This window comes from Nocardia sp. NPDC059228, assembly GCF_042754245.1.
In the GTDB taxonomy this organism is placed as follows: domain Bacteria; phylum Actinomycetota; class Actinomycetes; order Mycobacteriales; family Mycobacteriaceae; genus Nocardia.
In genome coordinates, this window is sequence record NZ_JBHZAL010000001.1 from 519,609 (window position 1) to 544,206 (window position 24,598).

Below are 24,598 nucleotides of genomic sequence, written 5' to 3' on the forward strand. Positions count from 1 at the left end.
CTCGTACAAGACTCGGTTCGGTGTGGGTCCGACCCGCCGAACCGTTCCCGGGCCGACTGACCATAATCCTCTGTTCCCAGGTCAGTCGGCCCCCTCTGCGTTCGCGCGCCCGGCCGCGGTCAGTGCACGGTCACGTGCCAGACCACGGCCGCGGCCAGCGCGCCCGCGCCGTTCACCGCCCAGTGCAGTGCGATGGGTGCGAGCAGGCTGCCGCTGCGTCGCCGCAGCCAGGTGAAGACCACCCCCGCCCCGGCGGTCGCGAGGACCGCGAGCCCGATGCCGAGCAGCTGTCCGGCCGGGCCACCGCCGAGGAATCCGGTCAGTCCCTTGTTCCCGCTGGTCAATCCCAGCGACGAGGCAATGTGCCAGAGCCCGAACAGCATTGATCCCGCCGCGAACACCCCGCGTGCCCCGGCCACCCGGTCCAGGGTGCCGTGCAGCACGCCGCGGAAGGCGAGCTCCTCCGGGATCGCGGTCTGCAGTGGGATCACGATCATGGACGCGATGAGCGCGCCCGAGACCGCGGCATAGCGGTCGTTGAGGAAGAAGGGCCGGGTGATCGGCAGTGCCGCGCCGATGACGACGGCCGCGAGCACCACGCCGACCGCCGCCAGGGCCCACAGCGACCCGCGCCGCCACTGTCGCGGCGACAGGCCGAGGTCCTCCCAGCCCAGCCCGCGGCGGCGCACCAGGGCGACCAGCATCAGTGCGGCAATCGGCACCGCGACGATGCTCGCCCACCGATTGGTGAAGTGCGCGATGAGATTCGTGCAGATCAGGACCGCAACGACGACGGCCACATCCACGTAGGCGTGCAGCTTGTGGCCGGGCGGCGAGGGCGAGTCGGGGAGCACCGCGACCGCATGGTTATCGTTTCGCGACATCCCGGCCAGTCTACGAGCGGATTCTTGGAACGGCCTTCGATTGTGGTTAATCCCGCTGTGCGGAATACCCGGCGGCCGGCGCTCGTCCGCTCGCCCAGCCCTCGGGATCGTCCCAGGCCTGCAGCGTGCGCGCGGTGTCGAAGCGGCGCGGTTCCCGGGTGATCGGATCGATGAACTCCAGCGCCGAGGCCAGCAGTTGCAGTGGCCGGGTGTAGTCGTCGACCGGTTTGTCGGTGAGTTCGGGATAGAAGTCGTCACCGAGGATCGGGACCCCGAGGCTGTTCATATGCAGCCGGATCTGATGCGTCCGCCCGGTCCGCGGCCGGAGCCGGTAGCGCCCCAATCCGTCTCGCTGCTCGGTCAATTCGACGAGGGTCTCCGCATTCGGTTCGCCCGCGGTCTCATAGGCGCGCAGCACCTGCCGCTCCTTGACGATCCGGCTGATGATCGTGCGCGGCAGTCCGAGCTCCGGATCGAAGCGCGCGACGGCCTCGTACTCCTTGTGCACCAGCCGCTTGTGGAACATGGTCTGATACGCCCCGCGCACCGCCGGATTCACGATGAACAGCACCAGCCCGGCGGTGACCCGGTCGAGCCGGTGCGCGGGCACCAGATCGGGCAGGTCCAGGTCGCGGCGCAGTTTCACCAGGGCGGTCTGCAGAATGTGCTGCCCGCGCGGGATGGTCGAGAGGAAGTGCGGCTTGTCCGCGACGAGGATGTCGTCGTCGCGGTAGACGATGCCGATCGGGAACGGAACCTCGGTCTCGTCCGGCAGATCGCGGTGGAACCACACCGCTCCGCCCGGCGCGTAGGGCGTGTCGAGGGTGATCGGGCCGTCCAGATCCACGATGCCGCCGGTGGACAGCAGTTCGTCGATGCGTTCGGGGCGCACCCGCGGCAATCGCTCCACGAGGTGGTCGCGAATGGTCGCCCAGTGGCCGTCCTCGGGTAGCCGCAACCGGGCCGGGTCCAGCCCGTGCCGCTTGGGTAGCGGTGGTTGCTGCCTGCGTCTCACTCGCCAAACCCTAGTCCCCGAGTTTGTCCGGACCAGGGGGTACGGTTGGCCGATGCCCGGAATGTCCGGGTCTGAACGAGTGATCGGGGGTCTCGTGTACCCGAACGACCAACAGCCGCAAGGGTACCCGGGTCAGCCCGGTCAGCCGGACTACGGTCAGATTCCACAACCCCCGCAACCGGACTACGGCCAGCCGCAGCCGGGATACGCCCAGCCCGCCTACGGCCAGCCGGGTCAGTGGGATTACAGCCAAGGCGGTCAGCCCGGCTACCCGCCCGGGTATCAGCCGATGCCACCGGGCTATCCGATGGCTCCGCCTCCGCAGGGCACCAATGGCCTGGCCATCGCCGCGCTGTTCCTCGGTCTGCTCGGCGGGTGTCTGCTCGCCGTCCCGTTCGGCATCATCGCGCTGACCCAGATCAAGCAGCGCAATCAGAACGGCAAGGGGCTGGCCATCGGCGGCCTGGTCGCCTCCGGCGTGTGGGCCCTGATCGTCGTGATCCTGTTCGCCGTGGGCGCGGTGAACGGCTCGGATACCTCGGCGTCACAGGACAATACGACCCGCACCTCGGCCCTGCCGGATTCGCCCACCTCCATCTCGGTCGACGAGGTGAAGGTCGGCGACTGCCTGCAGACCGTCGAGGAGAACAACCACATTCGCAAGGTGACCGTGCTGCCCTGCGATTCCGCGCACGATGCCGAGGTGATCGCCCAGGTGCATCTGACCGGTTCCTGGCCGGGTTCGCTGGATGCCTCGTTCCAGCAGGCCAATGACGCCTGCCTGGACGAGATCGACAAGCAGCTGAGCAAGAGCTCGATGTACGACCAGCTGGAGACCTTCATTCTCTACCCGGCCAACGAGACCCAGTGGAACAAGCTCAATGGCCGCGCGACGTGCATGGTCCACGACGCGAACGGCAAGAAGTTGACCGGAAAGGTGCCGCGCTGACCGACGGTATGGTCGTTCAGCAAAAGTTAGCCTAACCTATCTTTTCGCCGGTGTTCGTGGGAGCGCCGGACCGAGGAAGGTGGGAGGCGGACTGATGACGGTCGAGTCACCGCCCGCGGTCGAGGCGCACGCCATCGATCCGGGCCCGGCGGCAGCCGACACGGACGGGCCCGGCGTGAAAGCGGAGGTGAAGGCGCGCCGGCGGCGAGAGGCCGCCGCGCGCAAGGAGATTCTCGCCCCGGTGCGCGGGCCGCTCACGGTGGCCGGGCTGATCGTGGCGGTGGCCGCGGTGTGCTCGGTGTTGCCGTTCCTGCTGATCGTCTCGGCCTGCCGTGAGCTGCTGCGGGATACGCCCGACACCGACCGGGTGTGGCGGCTGCTGCTGATCGCGGTGCTGGTGCTGGTGGTCCGGGCGGTGCTGCAGGCGGTCGCGCTGACCTGGTCGCACGCCGTGGATGCCCGCTACCAGCTGACCCTGCGCCGGCTGCTGGCCGACAAGCTGACCCGGGTGCCGCTGGGCTGGTTCGGCGCCCGCACCTCCACCGAGGTGAAGAAGTACCTCCAGGACGATGTCGAGGCGCTGCACTATCTGGTGGCGCATGCGCGGCTGGACTTCATCGGTTCGGTGACGATCCCGCTGGTCACCCTGGTCTACCTGGCGACCGTGGACTGGCGGCTGACGCTCATTCTGCTGCTGCCGCTGGTCGTCTACGCGCTGTGCATGCGCGCGATGCTGGACGAGCCCGGCCGCGAACGCCTGCTGGCCTACAACGCCGCCGAGCAGCGCACCCGCGCCGCGACCGTCGAATTCGTGGATGGCATCCAGGTGGTGCGGGCTTTCGGGCGAGCCGGCCGGGCGCACAGCGAGTTCCGGGCCGCCGTCGAGGAGCAGACCGAGCGGCTGCGGCGGCTGAAAATGCCGGTGATGACGGTGCAGTCGATCTCGGACACGGTGGTCTCGCCGGTGTTCGTCATGCTGCTGGTCGTGGTGGCCGGGCTCGCGGGCGTGGGCCTCGGGTGGATCGAGCCGCTGGATGTGCTGCCGTTCCTGCTGGTCGGGCTCGGGCTGGGCAGCTCGCTGCTGGGTCTGGGCTACGGCACCCAGGCGCTGCGCACGGCCGGTGACGCGGCGCTGCGGCTGCACGATCTGCTGCAGACCGCCGAATTGGCGTCCGGCACGGGCGATTCCGCACCGCAGCAGGCTCCCGCCGGGCTGATCCGTTTCGAGGGCGTGAGTTTCGGCTACCGCGCCGACCATCAGGTGCTGCGCGATCTCGACCTCGAGCTGGCGCCCGGCACCATGACCGCCCTGGTGGGCCCGAGCGGTTCCGGCAAGTCGACGCTGGCCAAGCTGCTGCCGCGCTTCTACGACGTGGATGCGGGCCGGATCACCCTCGGCGGCAGCGATATTCGCGACTTCCCGAGCGAAGAGCTCTATCGCACGGTCGGATTCGTCTTCCAGGACGTCCGGCTGATCCGCGGCACCATCGCCGACAATCTGCGCCTGGCCCGCCCCGACGCCGATGCCGCGGCCCTGGAGCGCGCGGCCCGCGCGGCCCGCATCCACGACCGCATCCTGGCGTTGCCGCGCGGCTACGACTCCGAGATCGGAGTGGACGCCGTGCTGTCCGGTGGTGAGGCGCAACGGCTTTCGATCGCCCGCACCCTGCTGGCCGACACCCCGATCCTGGTGCTGGACGAGGCCACCGCCTTCGCCGATCCCGAATCCGAGGCGGCGGTGCAGGACGCGCTGGCCGAACTGGTGGCCGGTCGCACCGTGCTGGTCATCGCGCACCGGCTGCACACCATCACCGGCGTGGACCGAATCCTGGTGCTGGACAACGGAACCCTGGTCGAACAGGGTGATCACGCCGGTCTGCACACCGCGGGCGGCCTCTACCAGCGGCTCTGGGAAATCAATGAGGCGGCCCTGGAGGCCGTCGCCGGCGCCGACCGCGCCGCCGGGAGCGCCGATCGGCCTTCGGGCGCATGGCCGGACGGAACCGACCCGGTGGCAGGCGATCTCGGGGACGGCCGAGCCGGGATGAAGGCCGGCCGCACCGCCGCCGCTGAGGAGGGCAATCGATGATCCGCAAGGTGCTCGGCCTGGTGCCGGGCGAATTCGCGCGGCTGACACCGCGACTGCTACTGGCCATCGTGGTCCAGGCGCTGTCGCAGGCCGCCGCCTATGTGCTGCTGGTGCCGGTCTTGCAGGCCTTGTTCGACAAGGATCTGAGCCGGGCCTGGTGGTGGACGCTGTGGCTGGCGCTGGCCGTCGCCGGGGTCGTGGTGTTCGGTTACCTTCAGTCGGTGCTGGGCCTGCGCGTCGGCGTGGGCATGCAGCACGGTTTGCAGACCCGGCTCGGTGATCACCTGAATGCCCTGCCGCTGGGCTGGTTCGACGACCGGCACGCGGGGGAGCTGTCGCGGGTGATGGTCGAGAATGTCCGCGAGGTGCAGGGCCTGATCGCCTATCTGCTGGCGAAAATGCTGACCGGCGTGCTGGTTCCGCTCGGTGTGGCGGTGGGCATGCTGGTCGTCGACTGGCGTATTTCGCTGGCCATGCTGGTGACGGCCCCGGTGCTGTTCCTGGTGAATCTGTGGGCCAACCGCTCGTATGTCGCCGCCGATGAGCGCATGCACGAGGCCGCCGCCGAGGCGAACGCCCGGGTGCTGGAATTCGCGCAGGCGCAACCGGTGCTGCGTTCGCTGGGCGCGGTCGGCGCTGGTAATCGCGCGCTGGACACGGCATTGGCCCGCCAGCGCCGGGCCGCCAATGGCCTGCTGATCGCCGCGGTGCCCGGCCTGATCGTGTTCTCGCTGGTAGTGCAGGCCGTCTTCCTGGTGCTGGTCTACCTGGTGGTGGGCCGGGCCACCGACGGCGCGCTCTCCGCCGCCGCGGCGATCGCCCTGATCGCGGTGAGTTCCCGTTTCATCGAGCCGCTGACCCAGGCCGCGCAGCTGGGTGGCGCCCTGCGCTCCGCCGCCGCGGCGGCCGACCGGGTGAGTGCGCTGCTGGCGGAACCGGCACTGCCGCAGCCGGATTCACCGGTGACGCCAGGTGCGCCGCAGGTGGAGTTCGACCGGGTCAGCTTCGGCTACGGCCCGGACAAGACGGTGCTGCAGGACATCTCGTTCACCGCCGCACCCGGAACCACGACGGCCATCGTGGGTCCGAGCGGCGCGGGCAAATCCACGCTGCTGCGCCTGGCCGCCCGTTTCCACGACACCGATTCCGGTCGTGTCCTGGTCGGCGGCCACGATGTGCGCGAGCAGCCGGCGGCGACCCTGCTGAACCGGCTCGCGCTGGTCTTCCAGAACGTCTACCTCTTCGATCGGTCTGTGCTGGAGAACATCCGGGCGGGCCGTCCAGACGCGACCGAGGCCGAGGTCCTCGCGGCCGCCCAGGTCGCGCGGGTGGACGAGATCGCCGACCGGCTGCCCGAAGGGTGGCAGACCGCGGTCGGCGAGGGCGGCTCCGCGCTGTCCGGTGGTGAGCGCCAGCGTGTTTCGATTGCCCGCGCCCTGGTCAAGGCTGCTCCGATCGTGCTGCTGGACGAGGCCACGAGCGCCCTCGATCCGCACAACGAGGCGGCGGTGGTGCGCGGTGTGCACGAACTCACCCGTGGCAGAACCGTTCTCGTGGTGGCGCATCGTCTCGCGACCATCGCGCACGCCGATCAGATCCTGTTCATGGACTGCGGTCGCATCGTCGAGCGCGGTACGCACGCCGAGTTGCTCTCGCTCGGCGGCCGCTACGCCGCCTTCTGGACCGAGCGCACCCGTGCCTCCGGCTGGCGTCTGGCGCCGGTGCCCGCGTAGCCGGACGGCCCCGGATTCCGCGCGAGTCCGGGGCCGTTCGGGTGGGTCACTCTCGAATTGTCAGAGTCGTTGCCGACGGGTCAGCGGGTCATTGCCGACGGGTCAGAGGCTGCAGGGCAGCATCGCGACGCTCGCGACGGTGCACTCGCCCTCACGGGACAGCTTCCAGTCGCCGTCGACGAGCTTCCAGGTCAGCGGGAAGGTGAACGGATCGAAGCCGTCCACGGCCGTCTGCAGGGTGGCCGAGAGGGTGTCGCCGTTCTCGGTGACCGGGCCCAGGATGGTCCAGCGGAAGCTCGGCGGGGCGGCGTTCATGGCGGTGCCGATCTGGTCCAGCAGCGGCAGTCCGGCCTCGCCGGCCTCGAGCTCGGCGGCCCGGGTGGCGGCCGGGGCACCGGTGTTGAGGGCGGTCTGCAGCTTGGCCTTCAGGTCGCCGGTGCTCGGGGCGGCGGTGCGCACGGGGGCGAAAGCCGGTGCGGCCGTTGCGGTGACGGCACTGATGCCGGTTCCGGCGAGCAGGGCGGCGGTGGCGAGGGCGGCACCGAGGAGGCGCGAGGTACGGGGCATGGTTTCCAGTCCAATCGTTTTCGTCACGAGCGCTTCGCAAGCGCTGCCAAGCAATATAAGGTAAGGCTATGCAAACCTAAAGCGGTTGGTGGGTTGTGCGAGGCAGACAACAGTGAGCAACTGGGACGGAGAAGCGGTGGAGACACTTCTGGTGGTCGGTGCGGGGCCGAAAGCCCTGGCGGTAGCGGCCAAGTCGCATGTGCTGCGGGAACTCGGCCTGCCCGCACCGCGGGTGACCGTGGTCGAGGCGCAGACGGTCGGCGGCAACTGGCTACCCACCGGCGGCTGGACCGACGGCCGGCACCGCCTGGGCACCAGCCCCGAGAAAGACGTCGGCTTCCCGTACCACTCGACCTGGGCGCGCGGCCACAACCGCGAGATCGACGCGGCCATGCGGGCTTTCAGCTGGACCGCCTTCCTGGTCGAGCACGGCACCTACGCCGAGTGGATCGACCGCGGCCGGCCCAGCCCCCAGCATCACGTGTGGGCCAAATACCTGCAGTGGGTGGCCCGGCGCATCGACCTGGATCTGGTCCAGGGCACGGTGACCGGCATCGCCGCCGCGGCCGACGGCTGGCTGGTGTCGGTCGCCGACACTGCCGGCCGCACTGACGTCACCGCCGGTCACGTGGACGAGATCGATTGCGACGCGGTCATGATCACCGGGCCCGGCCGCAGCGACCGGGCACTGGCCGAGCATCCGAAGGTGCTCAGCATCTCCGAATTCTGGGAGCTGGCGGGCCGCCGTGAACTGCCCCCGTCCTCGCGGGTGGCGGTGATCGGCGGCGGCGAGACCGCGGGTTCGGCGCTGGACGAGCTGGTTCGCCACGAGATGCTCACCGTCTCGGTGATCTCGCCCAAGGCGACGTTGTACACGCGTGGTGAAAGCTATTTCGAGAACTCGCTCTACAGCGATCCGACCAAGTGGGCGGGCCTGGGCATGGCCGAGCGCCGCGATGTCATCCGGCGCACCGATCGCGGGGTGTTCTCGGTGCGGGTGCAGGAAAGCCTGTTGGGGGACAACCGGGTTCACCATCTGCAGGGCCGGGTGGTGAACCTCGCCGACCAGGACGACCGGGTCGCCCTCACCCTGCGCAACGACCTGCGCGCCGATCAGGTGCACACCTTCGATCTGGTGGTGGACGCCACTGGCGGTCAGCCGCTGTGGTTCCTGGATCTGTTCGATTCGGCCGCGACCGATCTGCTCGAACTGGCGGTGGGCGGACCGTTGGAGACCGCGCGCATCGAGGCGGCCATCGGCTTCGACCTGGCGGTGTCCGGGCTGGACGCCAAGCTGTACTTGCCGAACCTGGCCGCCATGGCGCAGGGTCCGGGCTTCCCGAATCTCAGCTGTCTGGGCGAGCTTTCGGACCGGATCCTGCAACCGGCGGTGAATCCCGCGCCGCGCTATCGGATCTCGGGCAGGTCGGCGGCGCTGCGTGGCAGCGCGTAGAGCGCGATGCGCCGATCCGGCCGGATGTCGAAGTCGCCCAGGTGCTGCCACCCGATCTTCTCCAACGCTTTCCGCATGGGGGTGTTGCGATGATCGGGTTCGCACAGCAGCCGGCGGCATTCGGGTTCGGCGGCCAGGATCGCCTGCCCCAGTAGGCGCATCCAGCCCGACATGACGCCGCGGCCCAGCAGCGTCGTGTCCGCGGTGGCGATGTGGAAGCCCATGTCGCGGGCGTCGGCGTCGTAGAGGCGCGCGATCTCGTCCTTGGCGGGGCGGTACAACTCCACATACGCCACCTCTCGGTTGCCCAGGTCGGGGCGGTCCAGGGCGGCGAAGTCGTATTCGAGAATGCACGGGCGGGAGAAGGTTCCGGCCAGCTGGGCCGTGCAGTCGGCGCGGCGGCGATCGGCGTCCCAGGCCTGTTCCCAGGTCTCGAGCAGGTGTGGCCGGTGCATCCACTCGGTGATGGTCTCCGGATCGCGGGAGCCGACGTCCACCGGCCGCAGCGTGAACGGTGCGGCGAACTCGGGCAGCACCGGTGCGGGCGCGCGGCGGATGTGCTCGGGAAGGTCCGTGAGTTCGCGCGCGAGGACGTAGGTCGTCCGGTTCATCGCTGTGGCGCTCCGTTCGTCGGTTAGCTTGATCACCCTGCTTGGTAAGGCTAGCCTATACTAAGTAGGCGATGTTACGGTTGCCCGGACATTGCAAGGGGGACAAGCGGAACCGACGCCGAATGCGGTCGGGCAGTTGCGTAGGAGAGATGCGGGAAATGCCACGGGAACTCGGCTGGATCAGGCAATTTCAGGCCCCGAGTGCGGAATCCGCGCCACCGCTGCTGATCTTCCCGCACGCCGGTGCGGGCGCCTCCGCCTATCGGGTCTTCGCCCGGACGCTGGCTGCCGAATTCGATGTCGTGGTGTTCCAGTACCCGGGCCGTCAGGACCGGGCCCGCGAGGCGGCTCTGGAAACGCTGCCCGACATCGCGGCCGGGGCTTTCGCCGAATTCCGGGAATCCGCGCATGAAACCGGTGTTCCCCTCACGATTTTCGGGCACAGCATGGGCGCGGTGATCGCGTTCGAATTCGCCCGCCTGGCCGAGGCCGCGGGGCTGAGCGTGCGACTGCTGGTCGCCTCCTCGGCCGCCGCACCCGCCCGGGTCGCCGCGCTGCCGGGGCATCCCACCGAGGACGAGGCCCTGCTCGACCACATGTCGGCGCTCAATGGCACCGGTGCGGAGGTGCTGGGGAGCCGCGAGGTACTACGTATGGCGCTGCCGGTCATGAAGGCCGATTACCGTGCCTTCGACGCGTATTCGTGCGCGCAGGATATTGCCGTGGACGCGCCGATCCTGGTGCTGGGCGGGGACGAGGACGAATTCGTCGCGCCGCGTGATCTGTACGCGTGGGAAAGCCACAGCCGCGGCGGAATTCGGGTCACCCTGTTCGCGGGCGGGCATTTCTATCTCAACGACCATGTCGACGGCATCGCCGAACTGCTGGTAGCCGAGAAGAGTGTCGTCGCGTGAGCGCGCTGGATTCCGGCGATCCCATTGTGATCGTCGGCATGGGTATCGAGGCGCCCGGTGGCATCGACACCCTGCCGGAATTCTGGGCGGCCCTGGCGTCCGGGCGGGAATTGCTCGGCCCGTTTCCTCGTGATCGGGAATGGCCGCTGGCGGAATTGCTGTCCCTGGACCGGCGCGAGGGCTGGGGCGCGGTGCCGGACGCCGGCGGGTTCCTCACCGGCGCCACCGACTTCGATGCGCTGTTCTTCGGCATCACGCCGCGCGAGGCCGTGGCCATGGATCCGCAACAGCGGGCCGGCCTGCGGGTGGCCTGGCGGGCGCTCGAGCAGGCCGGGATCAATCCCGGTGCGGTGGACGGTGATTCGGCCGGATGCTGGATGGGCGCCTCGGTGATGGAGTACGGGCCGCGGGTGGCCTCGGTCAACGAGTACAGCGGGTACCGGGCCACCGGCACCGCGCTGGGTGCGGTGGCCGGGCGGATCTCGCACGGGCTGGGCCTGATCGGGCCGTCGGTCACCGTCGATACCGCGTGCGCGTCCGCGCTCACCGCCGTGCATCAGGCGGCCGCCGCCATCCGGGCGGGGGAGTGCGAGTGGGCGCTGGCGGGCGGGGTGTGCGTCATGGGTTCGCCGGGCGCGTTCTACGAGTTCTCCAAGAACAATGCGCTGGCCGCCGACGGCCACTGCCGGTCCTACTCCGCCGACGCCACCGGCACGCTGTGGGGTGAGGGCGCGGGAGTCGTTGTGCTGGAACGGGAATCGCGCGCTCGGGCGCTCGGGCATCGGGTGTACGGGCGGCTGCTGGGTTCGCGCGTGAACCACAATGGCAAGGGCGCGCCGATCGCGGTGCCGAGCGCCGCGGCGCAGGAGCGGCTCATCCGCGACACCCTGGCCGTGTCCGGGATTTCCGCCGGACAGGTCGGGCTCATCGAGGGTCACGGCACCGGTACTCCGGTGGGTGATCCGCTCGAATTGGCCGCGCTCGCAGCCACTTACGGTCTCCCGTCCGCCGCGGGGGCGCGGCTGGGATCGGTGAAGTCCAATGCCGGTCACGCGCAGGCCGCCTCCGGAATCCTGGGCCTGATCAAGGTGCTGTTGGCAGGAGCGCACGGGCAGATCCCGCCCACCCTGCACGCCGACCGGCCGACCGCCGACATCGATTGGGCCGAGACCACTCTGCGGCTCGCCACCGAACTCGAACCCTGGCCGGCCGTGGACGGCCTGCGATACGCGGCGGTGTCCTCATTCGGTGTCGCGGGCACCAATGCCCACGCCCTCGTGAGCCTGCCCGAGCTGGAGGAAAGCGATGTGTAGCCACCGGCTGCCCGATGGCAGCATCCCCGTCCTGCTCTCGTCCGACACCGCCGACGGCGTGCGCGCCGAGGCCGCGGGCATCCTGGCCTACCTGGAGCAGCGGCCCGCCGTCGCCCCGGATCGGGTGGCGGACATGCTGTTCCGCACCCGCACGGCCCGCCGCTACCGGGCGCTGGCCATGGTCACCGGGCGTGCGGAGCTGCTCGATGCCCTGCGCGCCATCGCCGACGGGACCTCGCATCCTGCAGTGGTGCTGGGTGACGGTCCCGCGACCGTGCGCCGGATCGGCTTCGTGTTCCCCGGTCAGGGCAGTCAGCGTCCCGGCATGGGCGCGCTGTACTACGACCTGTCCCCGCACTACCGGGCCGCCGTCGACGAGTGCGCGGCCGTGCATGCCGAGCGCTTCGGCCACGATCAGCCGCTGCACTATCTGCTCGGCACCACGGGCGCGTACCAGGACACCGTGTGGGAGGTGCAGCCCGCCTTGATGTTCCATATGGCCGGTCTGGCCGCCATGTGGCAGGCCGCCGGCGTGCGCCCGGCCGCCACCATCGGTCACAGCCAGGGCGAGCTGGCCGCGGGTGCGGTCTCGCGGGTCATGTCGGTGCGTGACGCCGTGCTGGTGGTGACCCACCGCGCGCGCCTGGTGGAGCGTCTCTCGCCGCGCGGCTACGCCATGGCCGTGCTGGCCATGAACCGCGAGGACTGCGAGGCGCTCCTGGCCCGCCACTCGGGCTGGGCCGAGCTGTCGGTGGTGAACGCCCCGCACATCATGGCCATCTCCGGCGACCGCGACACCATCGCCGACATGGTCGCCACCGCCACCGAGCGCGGTCATTTCGCCCGCGAGATCGGCGTCGCCTACCCCGCGCACACCTCGATCGTGGCGGAGCTGCGCGCAGAATTCGAAGGGTTCCTCGGCGGCGAGCTGAGTGACCCGACCTTCACCGACACCGACATCCCTTGCTACGGGGCGACTCTCGGCGCCCCCATCACGGCAGACCTGGTCCAGGAACAGTACTGGTACTGGAACCTGCGCAACCGGGTCCGCTTCGACCGCGCCGTGGTCGCCGCCGCCACCGACGGCATCGACACCCTCATCGAGGTCGTCGAACACCCCGTCCTGCAACTGGCCCTCCAGGAGAACCTCTCCCTGGTCCCGCGCGACCCGTCCCGCGGCCCCCGCGACTTCAAGGTCCTCGGCACCTCCCTGCGCACCGCCACCTCCCTGCGCGAATTCACCCGCAACCTGGCCGCCATCGCCGTCCACGACCTCGCCTACGACTGGACCGCCCTGCGCACCGACGCGCCCCCGGCCCTCCCACTGCGCGACTTCCCCCACACGGTCATGAATCCCAAGCGCTTGTGGGCCGACCCGGGCTATGCCCCCGAGACAGTGCACCCGCCGACCCCGTCCGTCCCCAAACCCCAACGCCTGGTGGAGAAGTGGACCCCCTGGGAGCGCCGCACCCTGACCGCGCCCCGCCGCCTGGCCTTCCTCGACCCCACCGGCCGCTGCGCCGACCAATTGTCCGCCCTCCTCGCCGCGGCAGATCGCTACGGCACCAACGCCATCGCCCTCGAGCCGACGGCGGTCGCGGGCACAACTCAGGCCGCCGGCGCACGCGAGGCCTTGCACCAGAGTGAACCCTCCACGATCGGAGGCACGACGGCACAATCACCCTCGAGCGGCCTCGCACGGGAGACCTCGGGCCACAAGGCATTCGGCCGCTTCGATGTCGGTGCGGTGCTGGATCTGGCCGAGATGGCGGCGGTCGCCGCGGAGAACGCCGGTCCGGGCGCGCTCAGCGAGGCGCTGGCCGCCGAAGCCGCCTCGACGCTGTCCGGCTCGGGCCTCGGCGCCGGTCAGGAGTCGTGGCAGCAGGCGGACTTCGACAGCGTGGTGATTCTGTGGCCCGCGCTGCCCGAGTCGGCCGCCGTGGACGCGGTGGCCGAGCTGACGGAGTTCTTCGCCGCGCGCACCTGGCTGTCCGCGGTGTCGGATGTGCGTGCGGGCGGTGAGGTCTGGCTGGTGACGGTCGGGGGTGAGGTTGTGGTGCCGGAAGATACGGTGCCGCAGTTGTTCCACGGGGCCGTGGCGTCCGGGTTCCGGTGTGTCGGTGTGGAGAAACCCGGGGTGCTGTTCCGGCATCTGGATCTTGCGGCCGATGCGGGGGTCAGAGAAGCGAATCGGATTGTGGCGGCGCTGCATACGGCGGGTGAGCCGGAGGTGGCGCTGCGTGGCGGAAAGGTGTTCGTCAAGCGGTTGGTCGCGGACGAGTCTGTGCCGGGGGAGGCCGCTGAACTCGATCATGTGCTGATCGTGGGTGGCACCGGCAAGCTCGGACTGTTGTTCGCCGAGCACTTCGTGCGGCAGGGCGCCGGGCGGGTCACGCTGGTGAGCCGGTCCGGCGAATCCGGTTCGGCTGCCGCGGAAGTGGCGCGACTGCGCACGCTCGGTGCCACCGAGATCGTGGTCTCGGCCTGTGATGTCAACGATGCGGATGCTGTCGTGCGCCTCGCGGCAGGGCTGGGGGAGCGGCCGGTGAGTCTGCTCGTCCATGCGGCGGTCAACTATGTGGACGCCGGTATCGAGGAGATCACCGCCGAGATGGTCGGCACCGCCGCGGCGTCGAAGGTGCTGGGCCTGGAGGCGGTGCTCGACGCGGTGCCGTTGCGTCCGAATGGCCGGGTGCTGCTGTGCTCGTCCATGGCCGCGACACTCGGTGGGCGCGGGCAGATTCTGTATGCCGTCACCAACCGGATGCTGGATATTCTCGCCCGCCGCCTGCGCGAGCGCGGGATCGATTGCTCCGCACTGGAGTGGGGCCTGTGGAGTGTCGCGGGTCCGCTGGATGCGGCGGGTATGGCGCGGGTCGAGGGTGCGGGGGTGTACCCCATGAATCCGGCCGACGCCATCGCCGCGGGATTCGCCGGGCAGCCGACCGACGCGGTGGTGATCTCCGCCGACTGGCCGTTCCTGCGTGATGTCATGGGAGCCTTCGGCCAGGCTGCTGTGCTGTCGGAGGTGCCGGAGCCCGAGACGATCATGCCGCCGCGCATCGCGGATGCGGCAGCGGATGAGTGCGCGAATCAGACTGTCACAGAGACGAATCCGTCATCACCCGCTGCTGATCAGCCGGTGGCGTCGGCACCGGACCGCCCGCTGGCGGACCAGGTGCTCGCCGAGCTCGAGCGGGTGATGGGCATCGATGCCGGGGACACCATCGACCGCTCCACGCCGCTGGTCGCACTGGGCCTGGATTCCTTGCAGGCCTTGGACTTCCGCAAGCGCGTCCAGGCGTCGCTGGATCGGGAGCTGCCGGTCGCGGCGATCCTGGGCGGCGCGTCGCTGGACGATGTCGTGCTGCTGATGGCAGAGAACACCAACTAGGGCTAGGGGCCAGATTTCATGTCAGACACCGATGCCACCGTGACCGTGGCCGGAACCTCCGTCGCCGACCGCCGCCGGGAACTGCTGCGGCGCAGGCTCGCCGAGCAGGGCCTGGCCGCCGCCACCACCGCGCCGGTGCGCCGCACCCGGGCCGGGGAGCGGCGTCCGCTGTCGGCCGGGCAGCGCCGCATGTGGTTCCTGCAGACGCGCGACCCCGAGGACACCACACTGAATATCTGTGTGGCGTACCGGCTCACCGGCGCACTCGACGAGCAGCGCCTGCGGACCGCGGTGGCGGCGGTGTTCGCCCGGCACGACGTGCTGCGCACCACCTTCGGTACGGATGCGGACGGCGAGCCGTTCCAGGTGTTCGCCGACGACATCACCGTGCCGTGGCAGTCGCACGATCTGACCGACCTGGCCGAGTCCGCCCGCCCGGTGCGGGTGGAGGTGCTGGCCCGCCGGGAATTCGGCCGCCCCTTCGACCTCGCCACCGAGCTGCCCCTGCGGATCACGCTGGTGCGCACCGGAACAGCGGAGTGGGTGCTGCTGCTGGCCGCACACCACAGCTGCTGGGACGACGACGCCTGGGGCGTGTTCTTCGCCGACCTCAACGCCGCCTACAACGGAGCCCGGACCGCCGCCCCGGCCGCGCAGTTCGTCGATCTCGAGGTCCTGGACGCCCCCGCCGAGGACGAGGCGGACATCGCCTACTGGCGGAACACCCTGCGCCCCTTGCCGGAACCCCTGGAACTTCCCGGCTCGGCCGTGGTCGCGCCGTCGAAGCGCGCCGACCGCTGCACCGTCGCGCTGCCGGCCGATCTCCTGAACCGGGTGGACGTCTTCGCCCGCGAGCAGGCGGCCAGCCCGTTCATGGTGCTGCTCGCCGGCTATGCCGCCCTGATCCAGCGCTACACCGCCGCCGACGATTTCCTGGTCTCCATCCCGGTCACCAATCGCCGGTCGGCGGCCGCCGAACAGCTCATCGGCTACTTCGGCAACACCCTGCTGCTGCGCGAAACCTTCGACCGCGCCGAGACGTTCACCGGCCTGGTCGCGGCCACCAAGCGCACCTGCCTGGACGCCTTCGCCCATCAGGCCGTCGGCATCGACCGCGTGGTGCGCGAGGTGAACCTGGAGCGCGTCGCCGGACGGGACGGCATGGATCAGCTGGTGCGCCTGGGCTTCAGCGTCCGCAAGAGCGCCGACGGTTTCGCGCTGGACGGCGTCACCTCGACCCAGCTGGACGAACTGGGCGCCCCCACCGCGCAGGTCCCGCTGGCCGTCGCGGTCGTGACCGAGAGCGCGCGCGGCGCGGTGCTCGAGGCCGAATACCAGGTGGACGTGCTGCCCCGGCCGCTGGTGCAGCGCATGCTGGAACACTATGTGCGGCTGCTGGATCGGGCGCTGAGCACCCCGGGCGGCCGGCTCGCCGACCTCGACATGCTGGGCGGCGACGATCGCCTCGCCATCCTGGAACAGTCGCGCGGCGTGGACGTGCCGGCCGGCCCGGCCACCATGGTCGACCTGTTCGAGGCCAGTGTCGCCGCCGGACCCGGCACCCTGGCCCTGGTCTCCGACGACCTCGAACTCACCTATGCCGACCTGAACCGCCGCGCGAACCGCCTGGCGCACTGGCTGATTCGCGAGGGCATCGGCAGCGAGGACATCGTCGCCCTGCGCATGAGCAACTCGGTCGAGTTCATCGTGGCCGTCTACGGCGTGCTCAAGGCGGGCGCGGCCTACCTGCCCATCGACCCGGCCTACCCGGACGACCGCATCGACTACCTGATCGCCGATGCGGGCCCGCGCCTGGTGCTGGGCCGCGTCGAACTCGACGCCGCCGAGGACGCCGCCACCGCGCTGCCGGACACCGATCCCGCCGACACCGACCGCGTCCGCCCGCTGCTCCCGGCGAACCTGGCCTACGTCATCTACACCTCGGGTTCGACCGGCAAGCCCAAGGGCGTCCCGGTCTCGCACGCCGCCATCGCCGAGCACGTGGTGGGCTTCACCGCCGAATGGGGCATGACCGCCGACGATCGGCTGCTGCAATCGTCCTCGGTGAGCTTCGACGCCTCCCTGCTGGACATCTTCGTCACCCTCGCGCTGGGCGCGCGGCTGATCGTGCCGAAACCCGATGCCTTCCGCGACATCCGCTATGTCGCCGACCTGATCACCCGCCGCGGCGTGACCGTGCTGCACATGGTGCCGTCCATGCTCGGCACCTTCCTGCTGCTGCCCGAGGTGAGCGAATGGCGTGCGCTGCGCCATGTCCCGGTGGGCGGCGAGGCGCTGCCGGGCGAGGTGGCCGACCGGTTCGCCGCCGTCTTCGACGCCGAGCTGCGCAATCACTACGGGCCGACCGAGGCCGTGGTGTGCGCGACCCATCAGCCGGTGGCGGGCCCGCAGGGCACCGGGATCGTGCCCATCGGCGTACCCAATCAGAACGTGCACGCCTACGTGCTCGACGAGGCCCTGCAGCTGGTGCCCGCCGGGGTGGTCGGCGAGATCTACCTGGGTGGTGCGCAATTGGCGCGCGGCTACCTGGGCCGGCCCGCGCTCACCGCGACCCGCTTCGTCGCCGACCCGTTCACCGCCGGCGCGCGGCTCTACCGCACCGGAGATCTGGCCCGCCGCAACGAGTTCGGGGAACTGGACTTCGTCGGCCGCGCCGACGAGCAGGTCAAAGTACGCGGCTTCCGGATCGAGCTCGGCGAGGTGGAGTCGGCGCTGACCGCACACCCGAGCGTGGGGCACTGCGTGGTGATCGTGACCGAGGATCCGGCCGTCGGCGCACAGCTCGCCGCCTACCTGGTGCCCGCGGCCGGTGCGACGGTCGAGGTGGACCAGGTGCGCGCCCACGCCGCCGCCGCGCTGCCGGAGTACATGGTGCCCAGCGCTTTCGCCGTCATCGACGAGATCCCGCTGACCGTCAACGGCAAGCTGGACAAGCGGGCGCTGCCCGCGCCGGCGCCCGCGGTGGGGCGGGTGCACCGCGCGCCCGCCACCGCCACCGAGCGCCGCCTGTGTGCCATCTACACCCAGCTGTTCGGGATTCCGACGGCGGGCGCGGATGATTCGTTCTTCGAACTGGGTGGGCATTCGCTGCTGGCCGCGCGCCTGGTCGCGCAGATCCGCGCCGAATTCGGTGTGGAGCTGGATGTGCGGATCGTATTCGACACCCCGACCCCGGCCGGGCTGGCCGCCGGTCTGGTCGCGCGGTTCCGCGACGAGTTCGGCATCGACCTGGATGCCATGGATGACGACATCGAGACGGTCGAGACAGCCTGTGCCGCACCGGCTTCCGTGCGTCCGGCCGTCACCTCGCGCCCGCGTCCGGACCGGCTGCCGCTGTCCTACTCGCAGCTGGCCATGTGGTTCCAGTACCGCATGGAGGGCCCGAGCGCGGTCGGCAATCTGCCCTTCGCCGTCCGCTTCGACGGCGGCATCGATATCGCCGCGTTGCGCGCCGCGCTCGCCGATGTGGTGGCGCGGCACGAGGCGCTGCGCACCGGTTTCGGTGAGCAGGACGGCGTTCCGTACCAGGTGGTGCGAGCCGCCGGGGCGGTCGAGCTCGAGATCACCGGCATCGACGCCGACCGGTTGACGGACGAGCTCGCCGAGATCGGCCGCTACCCCTTCACGGTCGAATCCGAACCGCTGCTGCGGGCCCGCCTGCTGGTCCTCGACCCGGGCACGCACGTGCTGTCGCTGCTGGTCCACCACATCGTGGCCGACCACGCGTCGCTGGGCATCCTGCTCGAGGACCTGGTCGCCGCCTACCGTGCGCGGGTCGAGGGCGGGCGGGCGCCGCAGTGGACCCCGCTTGCCGTGCAGTACCCGGATTACGTGCTGTGGCAGCACGATGCGTTCGCCTCCGGTGCGGATGGCCTGCCCGGCGACTACGGCCGGGCGCAGCTGGACTTCTGGCGCGCCGCCCTCGCCGGTGTGCCGGACCAGATCGATGTCGCCCCTGATCGGCCGCGGCCCGCGGTCCTCGGCAAGCGCGGCGAGGTCGCCACCTTCGCGGCGCCCGCCGCCCTGCGCTCCGGGCTGGCCGCGCTCGCCGAAGCCTGCGGCGCAACGGAATTCATGGTGTACGAGGCCGCCGTCGCGACCCTGCTGCACAAGCTGGGCGGCGGCACGGACATCACCCTGGGCACCCCGGTGGCCTGCCGCGTCGACGACGCGACCGCACCGCTCGTCGGTCTGTTCGCCAATATGGCGGTGCTGCGCAACGATCTGTCGGGCACCCCGACCCTGCGCGACACCGTGCTGCGCGGCCGCGACGTGGTCCTGGATGCCCAGGCGCACCAAGAACTTCCGATCGAACGCCTGGTGGAGGCGCTCAACCCGCCGCGCTCGCGCTCCCGCAACCCACTGTTCCAGAGCATGCTGCACTTCCGCGGCGCGGACTGGGCGCCCGCCACCCTGGCCGTGGCGGGCACGACCACCGCCACCGTGCTGCCGGTCGACTTCGACGTCTCCTTCCTGGACCTCAATGTCTCCGTGAACGTCACCGGTGATGGCGGCCTGGCCGTGCGCGTGGTCGCCAATGCCGACCTGTACGACCCGGAGACCGTGCAGCACATCGCGACCGCGCTGGCCACCACCCTGGCGGCGTACGCCACCGCGCCCGACCGCACCGTGGCCGAGCTCGAGGTGCTGCCCGCCGACCGGCTGGAGCGGCTGCTCGCCCCGCCCGAGCCCGCCGCGGCGACCCGCGCCGCCGCCACCGGCGACCACGCCCGCACCGAGCGCGCGCTCATCGACCTGCTCGAAGAGCTGCTGGACATCAGCGAGGTCGAGCCCGACGACAACTTCTTCGCCCTCGGCGGCGACAGCGTCATCTCCATCCAGTGGTCGGCCCGCGCCACCGCGCTCGGCCTGCCGCTCAGCCCGCAGCTGGTGTTCGAGCATCTCACCATCGCCGAACTCGCCGCCGCGGTCGACGTCGCCGAACCCGTTGCCGTGCAAGCGGAGTCGATCCCGCAGGAGGAATCCGCCCCCATGAGCGCCTCCGGCCTCGACGCCGACGCCCTCGCCGCCCTCACCTCCTCCTGGCAGGCCCGATGACCACCACCGAAAACCGCACCCCGCCACCGCAGATCGAGGACGTGCTGGCGCTGAGCCCGCTGCAGGAGGGGCTGTTCTCGCTGTCACGTCTCAGCGGCGACGACCTCGACCTGTACACCATGCAGTTCGTGGTCGACATCGACGGACCGCTGGACACCTCGCTGCTGCGGCGCAGCGCGCAGGCCATGCTGGACCGGCATCCCAACCTGCGCGCCGCCTTCTGGGACGAGAACGTGCCGCGGCCGGTGCAGATCGTGCCCGCACGGGCCGAACTGCCCTGGACCGAAAAGTCGGCGCGGCCAGCGGAATTCGACGCCGTCGCGGCGGCCGAACGACACGCGCCGTTCGACCTGAGCCGCGGTCCGGCCCTGCGTATCCTGCTGCTCACCGTGCCCGACACCGGCACCCGGCGCATGATCCTCACCGCCCACCACATCCTGATGGACGGCTGGGCGGTGGCGGTGTTCTTCACCGAACTGCTCGCCGTCTACCGATCCGGCGGATCCTTTGCGGCACTGCCGAAACCGCGCCCCTACCGCGACTACATCGCGTGGCTGAGCGCACAGGACACCACCGCGGTCACCCAACGCTGGGTCGACTACCTCGCGGGAGTGAGCGGTCCGCTCATGCTGGCGGACGGCGCGCCGGCCGGCCCGAACGCCGTGCCGGAGAAGACCCGCCTGCTGCTGTCCGCTGCCGACACCGCCCGGGTCCGTACCTGGGCCGGTGCGCACGGGCTGACCCTCAACACCGCCGTGCAATTCGCCTGGACGGTGCTGCTCGGGCGGCTCACCGATCGCCGCGACATCGTGTACGGCACCACCATCTCCGGTCGGCCCGACCAGCTTCCGGGCGTGGAGGGCATGGTCGGGTTGTTCATCAACACCGTGCCCGTCGCCCACCATCTGGACTCCGCCACCTCCATCGCCGACCAGTGCGCACGCCTGCAGCGCGAGTGCGCCGCCATGCGCGACATCGGCTTCCTGAGCCTGTCGGCCGTGCAGCGCGCCGCGGGACACGGCACCCTCTTCGACACGCTGTTCGTCTTCGAGAACGCCCCCATCGACGACGCCATCCGCACCGTCACCGCCCCCGATGGCGCCTGCTTCCGTCCGATCGAGATGGAGAGCCTCGCGCACTACCCGCTCACGGTGGTCGCGCACATGAGCGGCGACGAGCTGCTGGTCCAGCTCGAGGTGATGGCCGCCGCGCTGCCCTACTTCCCGGCCGCGGACCTGGGCGAGCGGCTGCTCGCGCTGCTGCGGCAACTACCGGAAACCGGCACGGCCACACCCGATTCGCTCAGCGTGCTCACCGCGTCGGAGCAGGAGCTGCCCGCAGCGCCGCATTCCACGACCGCAGGCGCCGACGCTGCCTCGGTCTGGGAGCTGTTCGAGCGGCAGGTGGCCGCCACGCCGGAAGCCGTTGCACTCCAGGACAGCTCCGGCTCCCGGTACACCTACCGCGCCCTGCATGACGCGGCCGTCCGGCTCGGCGCCGAGTTCGCCGCGCAGGGTCTCGGCCCGGAAACAGTTGTAGCGCTGGCGCTTCCACGCACCGTGCGATCGATCGTCGCGGTGCTCGCGGCCTTCGCCGCGGGCGGAGCCTATGTGCCGGTGGATATCACGCTGCCCGCCGCACGCATCGAATCGATCCTCCGGCAGGCGCGGCCGACGTTGGTGGTCACCGACGACACCACCCGCGATCTGCTCGAAACCGCCGAATCCCCGCGGTCCGGTGCAGGTGTCGCAGCTGTCGGCGAGCAGCGGGTGCCGATGCTGCTCCTCGGCGATCCCCTTGCCGCCGAACGACCCTCCGCCGCCCCTGTCGAACTCCCGCGCGTCGTCCGCCACCCGGACCAGCTCGCGTACCTCATCTTCACCTCCGGCTCGACGGGCGAACCCAAGGGCGTCGCCGGGACCAATGCCGCCCTCATGGCCTACTTCGCCGACCATCGCGACCGGGTCTACCGGCCCGCCATGGCCCGCCTGGGCCGGCCACTGCGCATCGCGCACGCCTGGTCGCTGAGCTTCGACGCCTCCTGGCAGCCCATGGTGGGCCTGATCGCCGGACAGACCATCCACCTGTTCGACGCCACGGAAATGCGTGACGCGCAGCGCTTGTGCGCGGGCATGATCGCCCACGACATCGACATGATCGACACCACCCCGTCGATGTTCGCCCAGCTCAACGCCGCTGGGCTGGTGGACCGCGAGCTGCCCGTGCTGGCGCTGGGCGGTGAGGCCATCGACGCCGCGCTGTGGTCGCGGCTGCGCGCGCTGGCCCCGTCCGAAGGCCGGTCCGGCACCGCGGTCTACAACTGCTACGGACCCACCGAGACCACCGTCGAGGCCGTGGTGGCCCCGGTCGCGGACTTCGACACCCCGACCATCGGCACCGCGAACGCCGGAATGTCCGGCTACGTCCTGGATTCCGGGCTGCGCCCGGTACCCGGCGGCGTCGTCGGCGAGCTGTACCTGTCCGGGCCGCAGCTGGCCCGCGGCTATATCGGCCGCGCCGCAACCACATCCGACCGCTTCGTCGCCGACCCCTTCCGGCCCGGCCGCCGCATGTACCGGACCGGCGATCTGGTCCGCCGGCTGCCCCACGGCGGCTTCGGCTACCTGGGCCGCGCCGACGCGCAGGTGAAGGTGCGCGGCTACCGCATCGAGATCGGTGAGATCGAGACCGCCCTGCGGCGACTGCCCGGCGTGGACACCGCCGCCGTCACCGTGGTGCGCCGCGCGGGCGGGGCGAGCCTGGTCGGATTCGTCGTGGGGGAGCGGGGCGAGTCCGTCGATCCCGCGGGCACCCGCGCCGCGCTCGCGGAACGCCTGCCCGCCTATATGATTCCGGCCCGCGTGCTCGCCCTGCCGCGGCTGCCGGTGAACGCCAACGGCAAACTCGACGGCCCCGAGCTGACGCGGCTCGCCGAAGCCGCCCTCGCCGACGCCGGGTCGGGCGCCGCGCCCAGCACCGCCACCGAGAAGGAGCTCGCCGAGGTCCTCGCCGAACTCTTCGACGGCCGCACCCCCGGTCTCGACGACGACTTCTTCGCCCTCGGCGTGGACAGCATCGTCGCCATCTCCCTGGTCAACAAGGCCCGCCGCCGCGGCCTCACCCTCACCCCGCGCATGGTGCTGGCCACCCCGACCCTGCGCGAACTCGCCGCGGCCCTCGACGCCGCGGACTCGGCCACCGCGGAGCGGGTGGCGGATTACGGTGCGGTGCAGCCGCTTCCGGTCGTGTCGTGGATGTACGAGTACGGCAACTACCGCCGCTTCACCCAGAGCGCCCTGCTCCGGCTGCCCGACGGCATCGACCGCGGCACCCTCGAGGCTTCGCTGCAGGCCGTCCTCGACGGCTACGACACCCTGCGCTCACGCCTCGTCGACACCGACGACGGCCCGCGCCTGGTCACCGCCGCGCCGGGCACGGTCCGCGCGGCCGACATCCTCACGCACACAGCCGATCCCGCCGACACCGCCGCGGCCGTGCACGCCGCGGCCCGGACGGTCATGGACCAGATCGACCCGCGCACCGGCGATATGGTGCGCGCCGTCCGGTTCTCCGGCACCGAACACGGCGATGTCCTGCTGCTCACCATCCACCACCTGGCAGTGGACGTGGTCTCCTGGCACCTGCTCATCGCCGCCCTGAACGAGGGCGCCGCCATCCCCGAATCCACCTCGTACCGCGAGTTCTCCCGCCGCATGGCGGAGCGGGCCGAGTCCGTGGAAGTCCGTGCACAGCAGGACTATTGGCGCGACCTGCTCGCCGCTCCCGACCCCGCCATCGGCCGCCGCATCCCCTACCCGCACACCGACACCTGGTCCTCCCTCCGGGTCGCCACCGCCGTGACCCCGGTCGAGGTCACCGCCCGCCTGCTCGCCGCGCTCACCCGCGACGAGGGTGTGCGCGAACTGCTGCTCACCGCCCTCACCATCACGCTGGCGAGCTGGCGGCGCGAACGTGCCCAGGATCCTTCCCACGGCGCTCTCCTCGCCCTGGAGGGCCATGGCCGCGCCGACGACCTGCTCGGCACCGACACCAGCAACACCCTCGGCTGGTTCACCACCGTGTTCCCGATCCGACTCGGCGCGGGCGAGACGGTGGATGCCGGACGGGCGGAACAGGATCCGGCCGCGGCCCGCGCTCTTCTGGAATCGGTGACCGCGCACCTGGCCGCCATCCCCAACCAGGGCGTGGACTACGGCCTGCTCCGCTACACTGCCCGCGTCCCCGAACTGGCCACCGCACGGCACCCCCAGATCGAGTTCAACTACCTCGGCCGAGTCGACCTCAGTGGCCAGGACTCCCGATCCTGGTCCCTGCTCACCGGCCCGCTCAACGAGGCACTGCCGCTGGACCCGGAACCCGACCTCCCCCTGCGCTACGCACTGGATGTCATCGCCGGCATCGGCTCGACCCCGGAGGGCCCGCAGCTCACCACCAATTGGCGCTGGAGCGAAACCCTGTTCACCGCAGCGGAAGCCAACCGGCTGACCGAACTCTGGCAGCGCAGCCTGGTTGCCGTGGCAGTCGCCGTGTCCTGATCACCCAGGCGGTAAGGGCCGTCCGCCGCGCGAGAGTGGGC

At 70.7% G+C, this 24,598-nt stretch carries 13 protein-coding genes; 9 read left to right on the forward strand and 4 right to left on the reverse strand.

Annotated elements, in window-relative coordinates; genetic code table 11:
• Positions 1 to 119: 119 nt before the first annotated feature.
• Both ACFXKA_RS02300 and ACFXKA_RS02305 read right to left on the reverse strand, forming a co-directional pair.
• Positions 120 to 884, reverse strand: coding sequence for a CPBP family intramembrane glutamic endopeptidase (locus tag ACFXKA_RS02300; protein ID WP_379425490.1), 765 nt, complete (start codon positions 882 to 884; stop codon positions 120 to 122).
• Positions 885 to 930: 46 nt separating this feature from the next.
• Entirely contained in the window at positions 931 to 1,899 is a 969-nt protein-coding gene (locus tag ACFXKA_RS02305; protein WP_379381539.1) for an RluA family pseudouridine synthase, read from the reverse strand.
• A 79-nt stretch (positions 1,900 to 1,978) separates the two neighbouring features.
• On the opposite strand from ACFXKA_RS02305, the gene ACFXKA_RS02310 reads away from it, so the two are divergent.
• The 3 genes from ACFXKA_RS02310 (at position 1,979) to ACFXKA_RS02320 (ending at position 6,670) form a co-directional block, all read left to right on the forward strand.
• Positions 1,979 to 2,848, forward strand: a complete 870-nt coding sequence (locus ACFXKA_RS02310; RefSeq protein ID WP_379425491.1) for a DUF4190 domain-containing protein — start codon at positions 1,979 to 1,981, stop codon at positions 2,846 to 2,848.
• 94 nt (positions 2,849 to 2,942) lie between these two features.
• On the forward strand, positions 2,943 to 4,937 hold the full coding sequence (locus ACFXKA_RS02315) for an ABC transporter ATP-binding protein (RefSeq protein WP_379425493.1): 1,995 nt from the start codon (positions 2,943 to 2,945) through the stop codon (positions 4,935 to 4,937).
• A complete protein-coding gene (locus ACFXKA_RS02320) occupies positions 4,934 to 6,670 on the forward strand; it encodes an ABC transporter ATP-binding protein (RefSeq protein ID WP_379425495.1) in 1,737 nt (578 codons plus the stop codon). Before ACFXKA_RS02315 ends, ACFXKA_RS02320 begins: the two co-directional genes overlap by 4 nt.
• A gap of 102 nt (positions 6,671 to 6,772) precedes the next feature.
• On the opposite strand, the gene ACFXKA_RS02325 is transcribed toward ACFXKA_RS02320, so the two are convergent.
• Positions 6,773 to 7,237 (reverse strand): hypothetical protein, encoded by a 465-nt coding sequence (locus ACFXKA_RS02325; protein ID WP_379425497.1) that lies wholly within the window; start codon positions 7,235 to 7,237, stop codon positions 6,773 to 6,775.
• 136 nt (positions 7,238 to 7,373) lie between these two features.
• On the opposite strand from ACFXKA_RS02325, the gene ACFXKA_RS02330 reads away from it, so the two are divergent.
• Positions 7,374 to 8,690, forward strand: coding sequence for a SidA/IucD/PvdA family monooxygenase (locus tag ACFXKA_RS02330; protein WP_379425498.1), 1,317 nt, complete (start codon positions 7,374 to 7,376; stop codon positions 8,688 to 8,690).
• Here ACFXKA_RS02330 and ACFXKA_RS02335 read toward each other — a convergent pair.
• On the reverse strand, positions 8,645 to 9,301 hold the full coding sequence (locus ACFXKA_RS02335) for a GNAT family N-acetyltransferase (protein WP_379425500.1): 657 nt from the start codon (positions 9,299 to 9,301) through the stop codon (positions 8,645 to 8,647). The two genes, ACFXKA_RS02330 and ACFXKA_RS02335, sit on opposite strands and share 46 nt — an antisense overlap.
• Positions 9,302 to 9,459: 158 nt before the next feature.
• Between ACFXKA_RS02335 and ACFXKA_RS02340 the strand changes: the two genes are divergently transcribed.
• From ACFXKA_RS02340 to ACFXKA_RS02360, 5 genes are read left to right on the forward strand one after another with little or no spacing between them, the layout of a single operon-like run.
• Complete coding sequence (locus ACFXKA_RS02340; RefSeq protein ID WP_379425502.1) at positions 9,460 to 10,215, forward strand: thioesterase II family protein; 756 nt, start codon at positions 9,460 to 9,462, stop codon at positions 10,213 to 10,215.
• Between the two features lie 5 nt (positions 10,216 to 10,220).
• Positions 10,221 to 11,528, forward strand: coding sequence for a polyketide synthase (locus ACFXKA_RS02345; RefSeq protein ID WP_379425884.1), 1,308 nt, complete (start codon positions 10,221 to 10,223; stop codon positions 11,526 to 11,528).
• Positions 11,521 to 14,922 carry an SDR family NAD(P)-dependent oxidoreductase gene (locus ACFXKA_RS02350; RefSeq protein ID WP_379425503.1) on the forward strand — a complete coding sequence of 1,134 codons (3,402 nt, stop codon included), beginning with the start codon at positions 11,521 to 11,523 and terminating at the stop codon, positions 14,920 to 14,922. Before ACFXKA_RS02345 ends, ACFXKA_RS02350 begins: the two co-directional genes overlap by 8 nt.
• Positions 14,923 to 14,940: 18 nt before the next feature.
• Positions 14,941 to 20,001 (forward strand): amino acid adenylation domain-containing protein, encoded by a 5,061-nt coding sequence (locus tag ACFXKA_RS02355; protein ID WP_379425504.1) that lies wholly within the window; start codon positions 14,941 to 14,943, stop codon positions 19,999 to 20,001.
• Entirely contained in the window at positions 19,998 to 24,557 is a 4,560-nt protein-coding gene (locus ACFXKA_RS02360) for an amino acid adenylation domain-containing protein (RefSeq protein WP_379425506.1), read from the forward strand. Before ACFXKA_RS02355 ends, ACFXKA_RS02360 begins: the two co-directional genes overlap by 4 nt.
• The last annotated feature ends 41 nt before the right edge of the window (positions 24,558 to 24,598 follow it).

Bases quoted from the DNA above. Each gene is read 5' to 3' on its own strand.
- ACFXKA_RS02350 (WP_379425503.1), top strand. From the start codon at position 11,521: ATGTGTAGCCACCGGCTGCCCGATGGCAGCATCCCCGTCCTGCTCTCG.
- ACFXKA_RS02320 (WP_379425495.1), top strand. From the start codon at position 4,934: ATGATCCGCAAGGTGCTCGGCCTGGTGCCGGGCGAATTCGCGCGGCTG.
- ACFXKA_RS02335 (WP_379425500.1), bottom strand. From the start codon at position 9,301: ATGAACCGGACGACCTACGTCCTCGCGCGCGAACTCACGGACCTTCCC.
- ACFXKA_RS02300 (WP_379425490.1), bottom strand. From the start codon at position 884: ATGTCGCGAAACGATAACCATGCGGTCGCGGTGCTCCCCGACTCGCCC.
- ACFXKA_RS02355 (WP_379425504.1), top strand. From the start codon at position 14,941: ATGTCAGACACCGATGCCACCGTGACCGTGGCCGGAACCTCCGTCGCC.
- ACFXKA_RS02340 (WP_379425502.1), top strand. From the start codon at position 9,460: ATGCCACGGGAACTCGGCTGGATCAGGCAATTTCAGGCCCCGAGTGCG.
- ACFXKA_RS02325 (WP_379425497.1), bottom strand. From the start codon at position 7,237: ATGCCCCGTACCTCGCGCCTCCTCGGTGCCGCCCTCGCCACCGCCGCC.
- ACFXKA_RS02315 (WP_379425493.1), top strand. From the start codon at position 2,943: ATGACGGTCGAGTCACCGCCCGCGGTCGAGGCGCACGCCATCGATCCG.
- ACFXKA_RS02360 (WP_379425506.1), top strand. From the start codon at position 19,998: ATGACCACCACCGAAAACCGCACCCCGCCACCGCAGATCGAGGACGTG.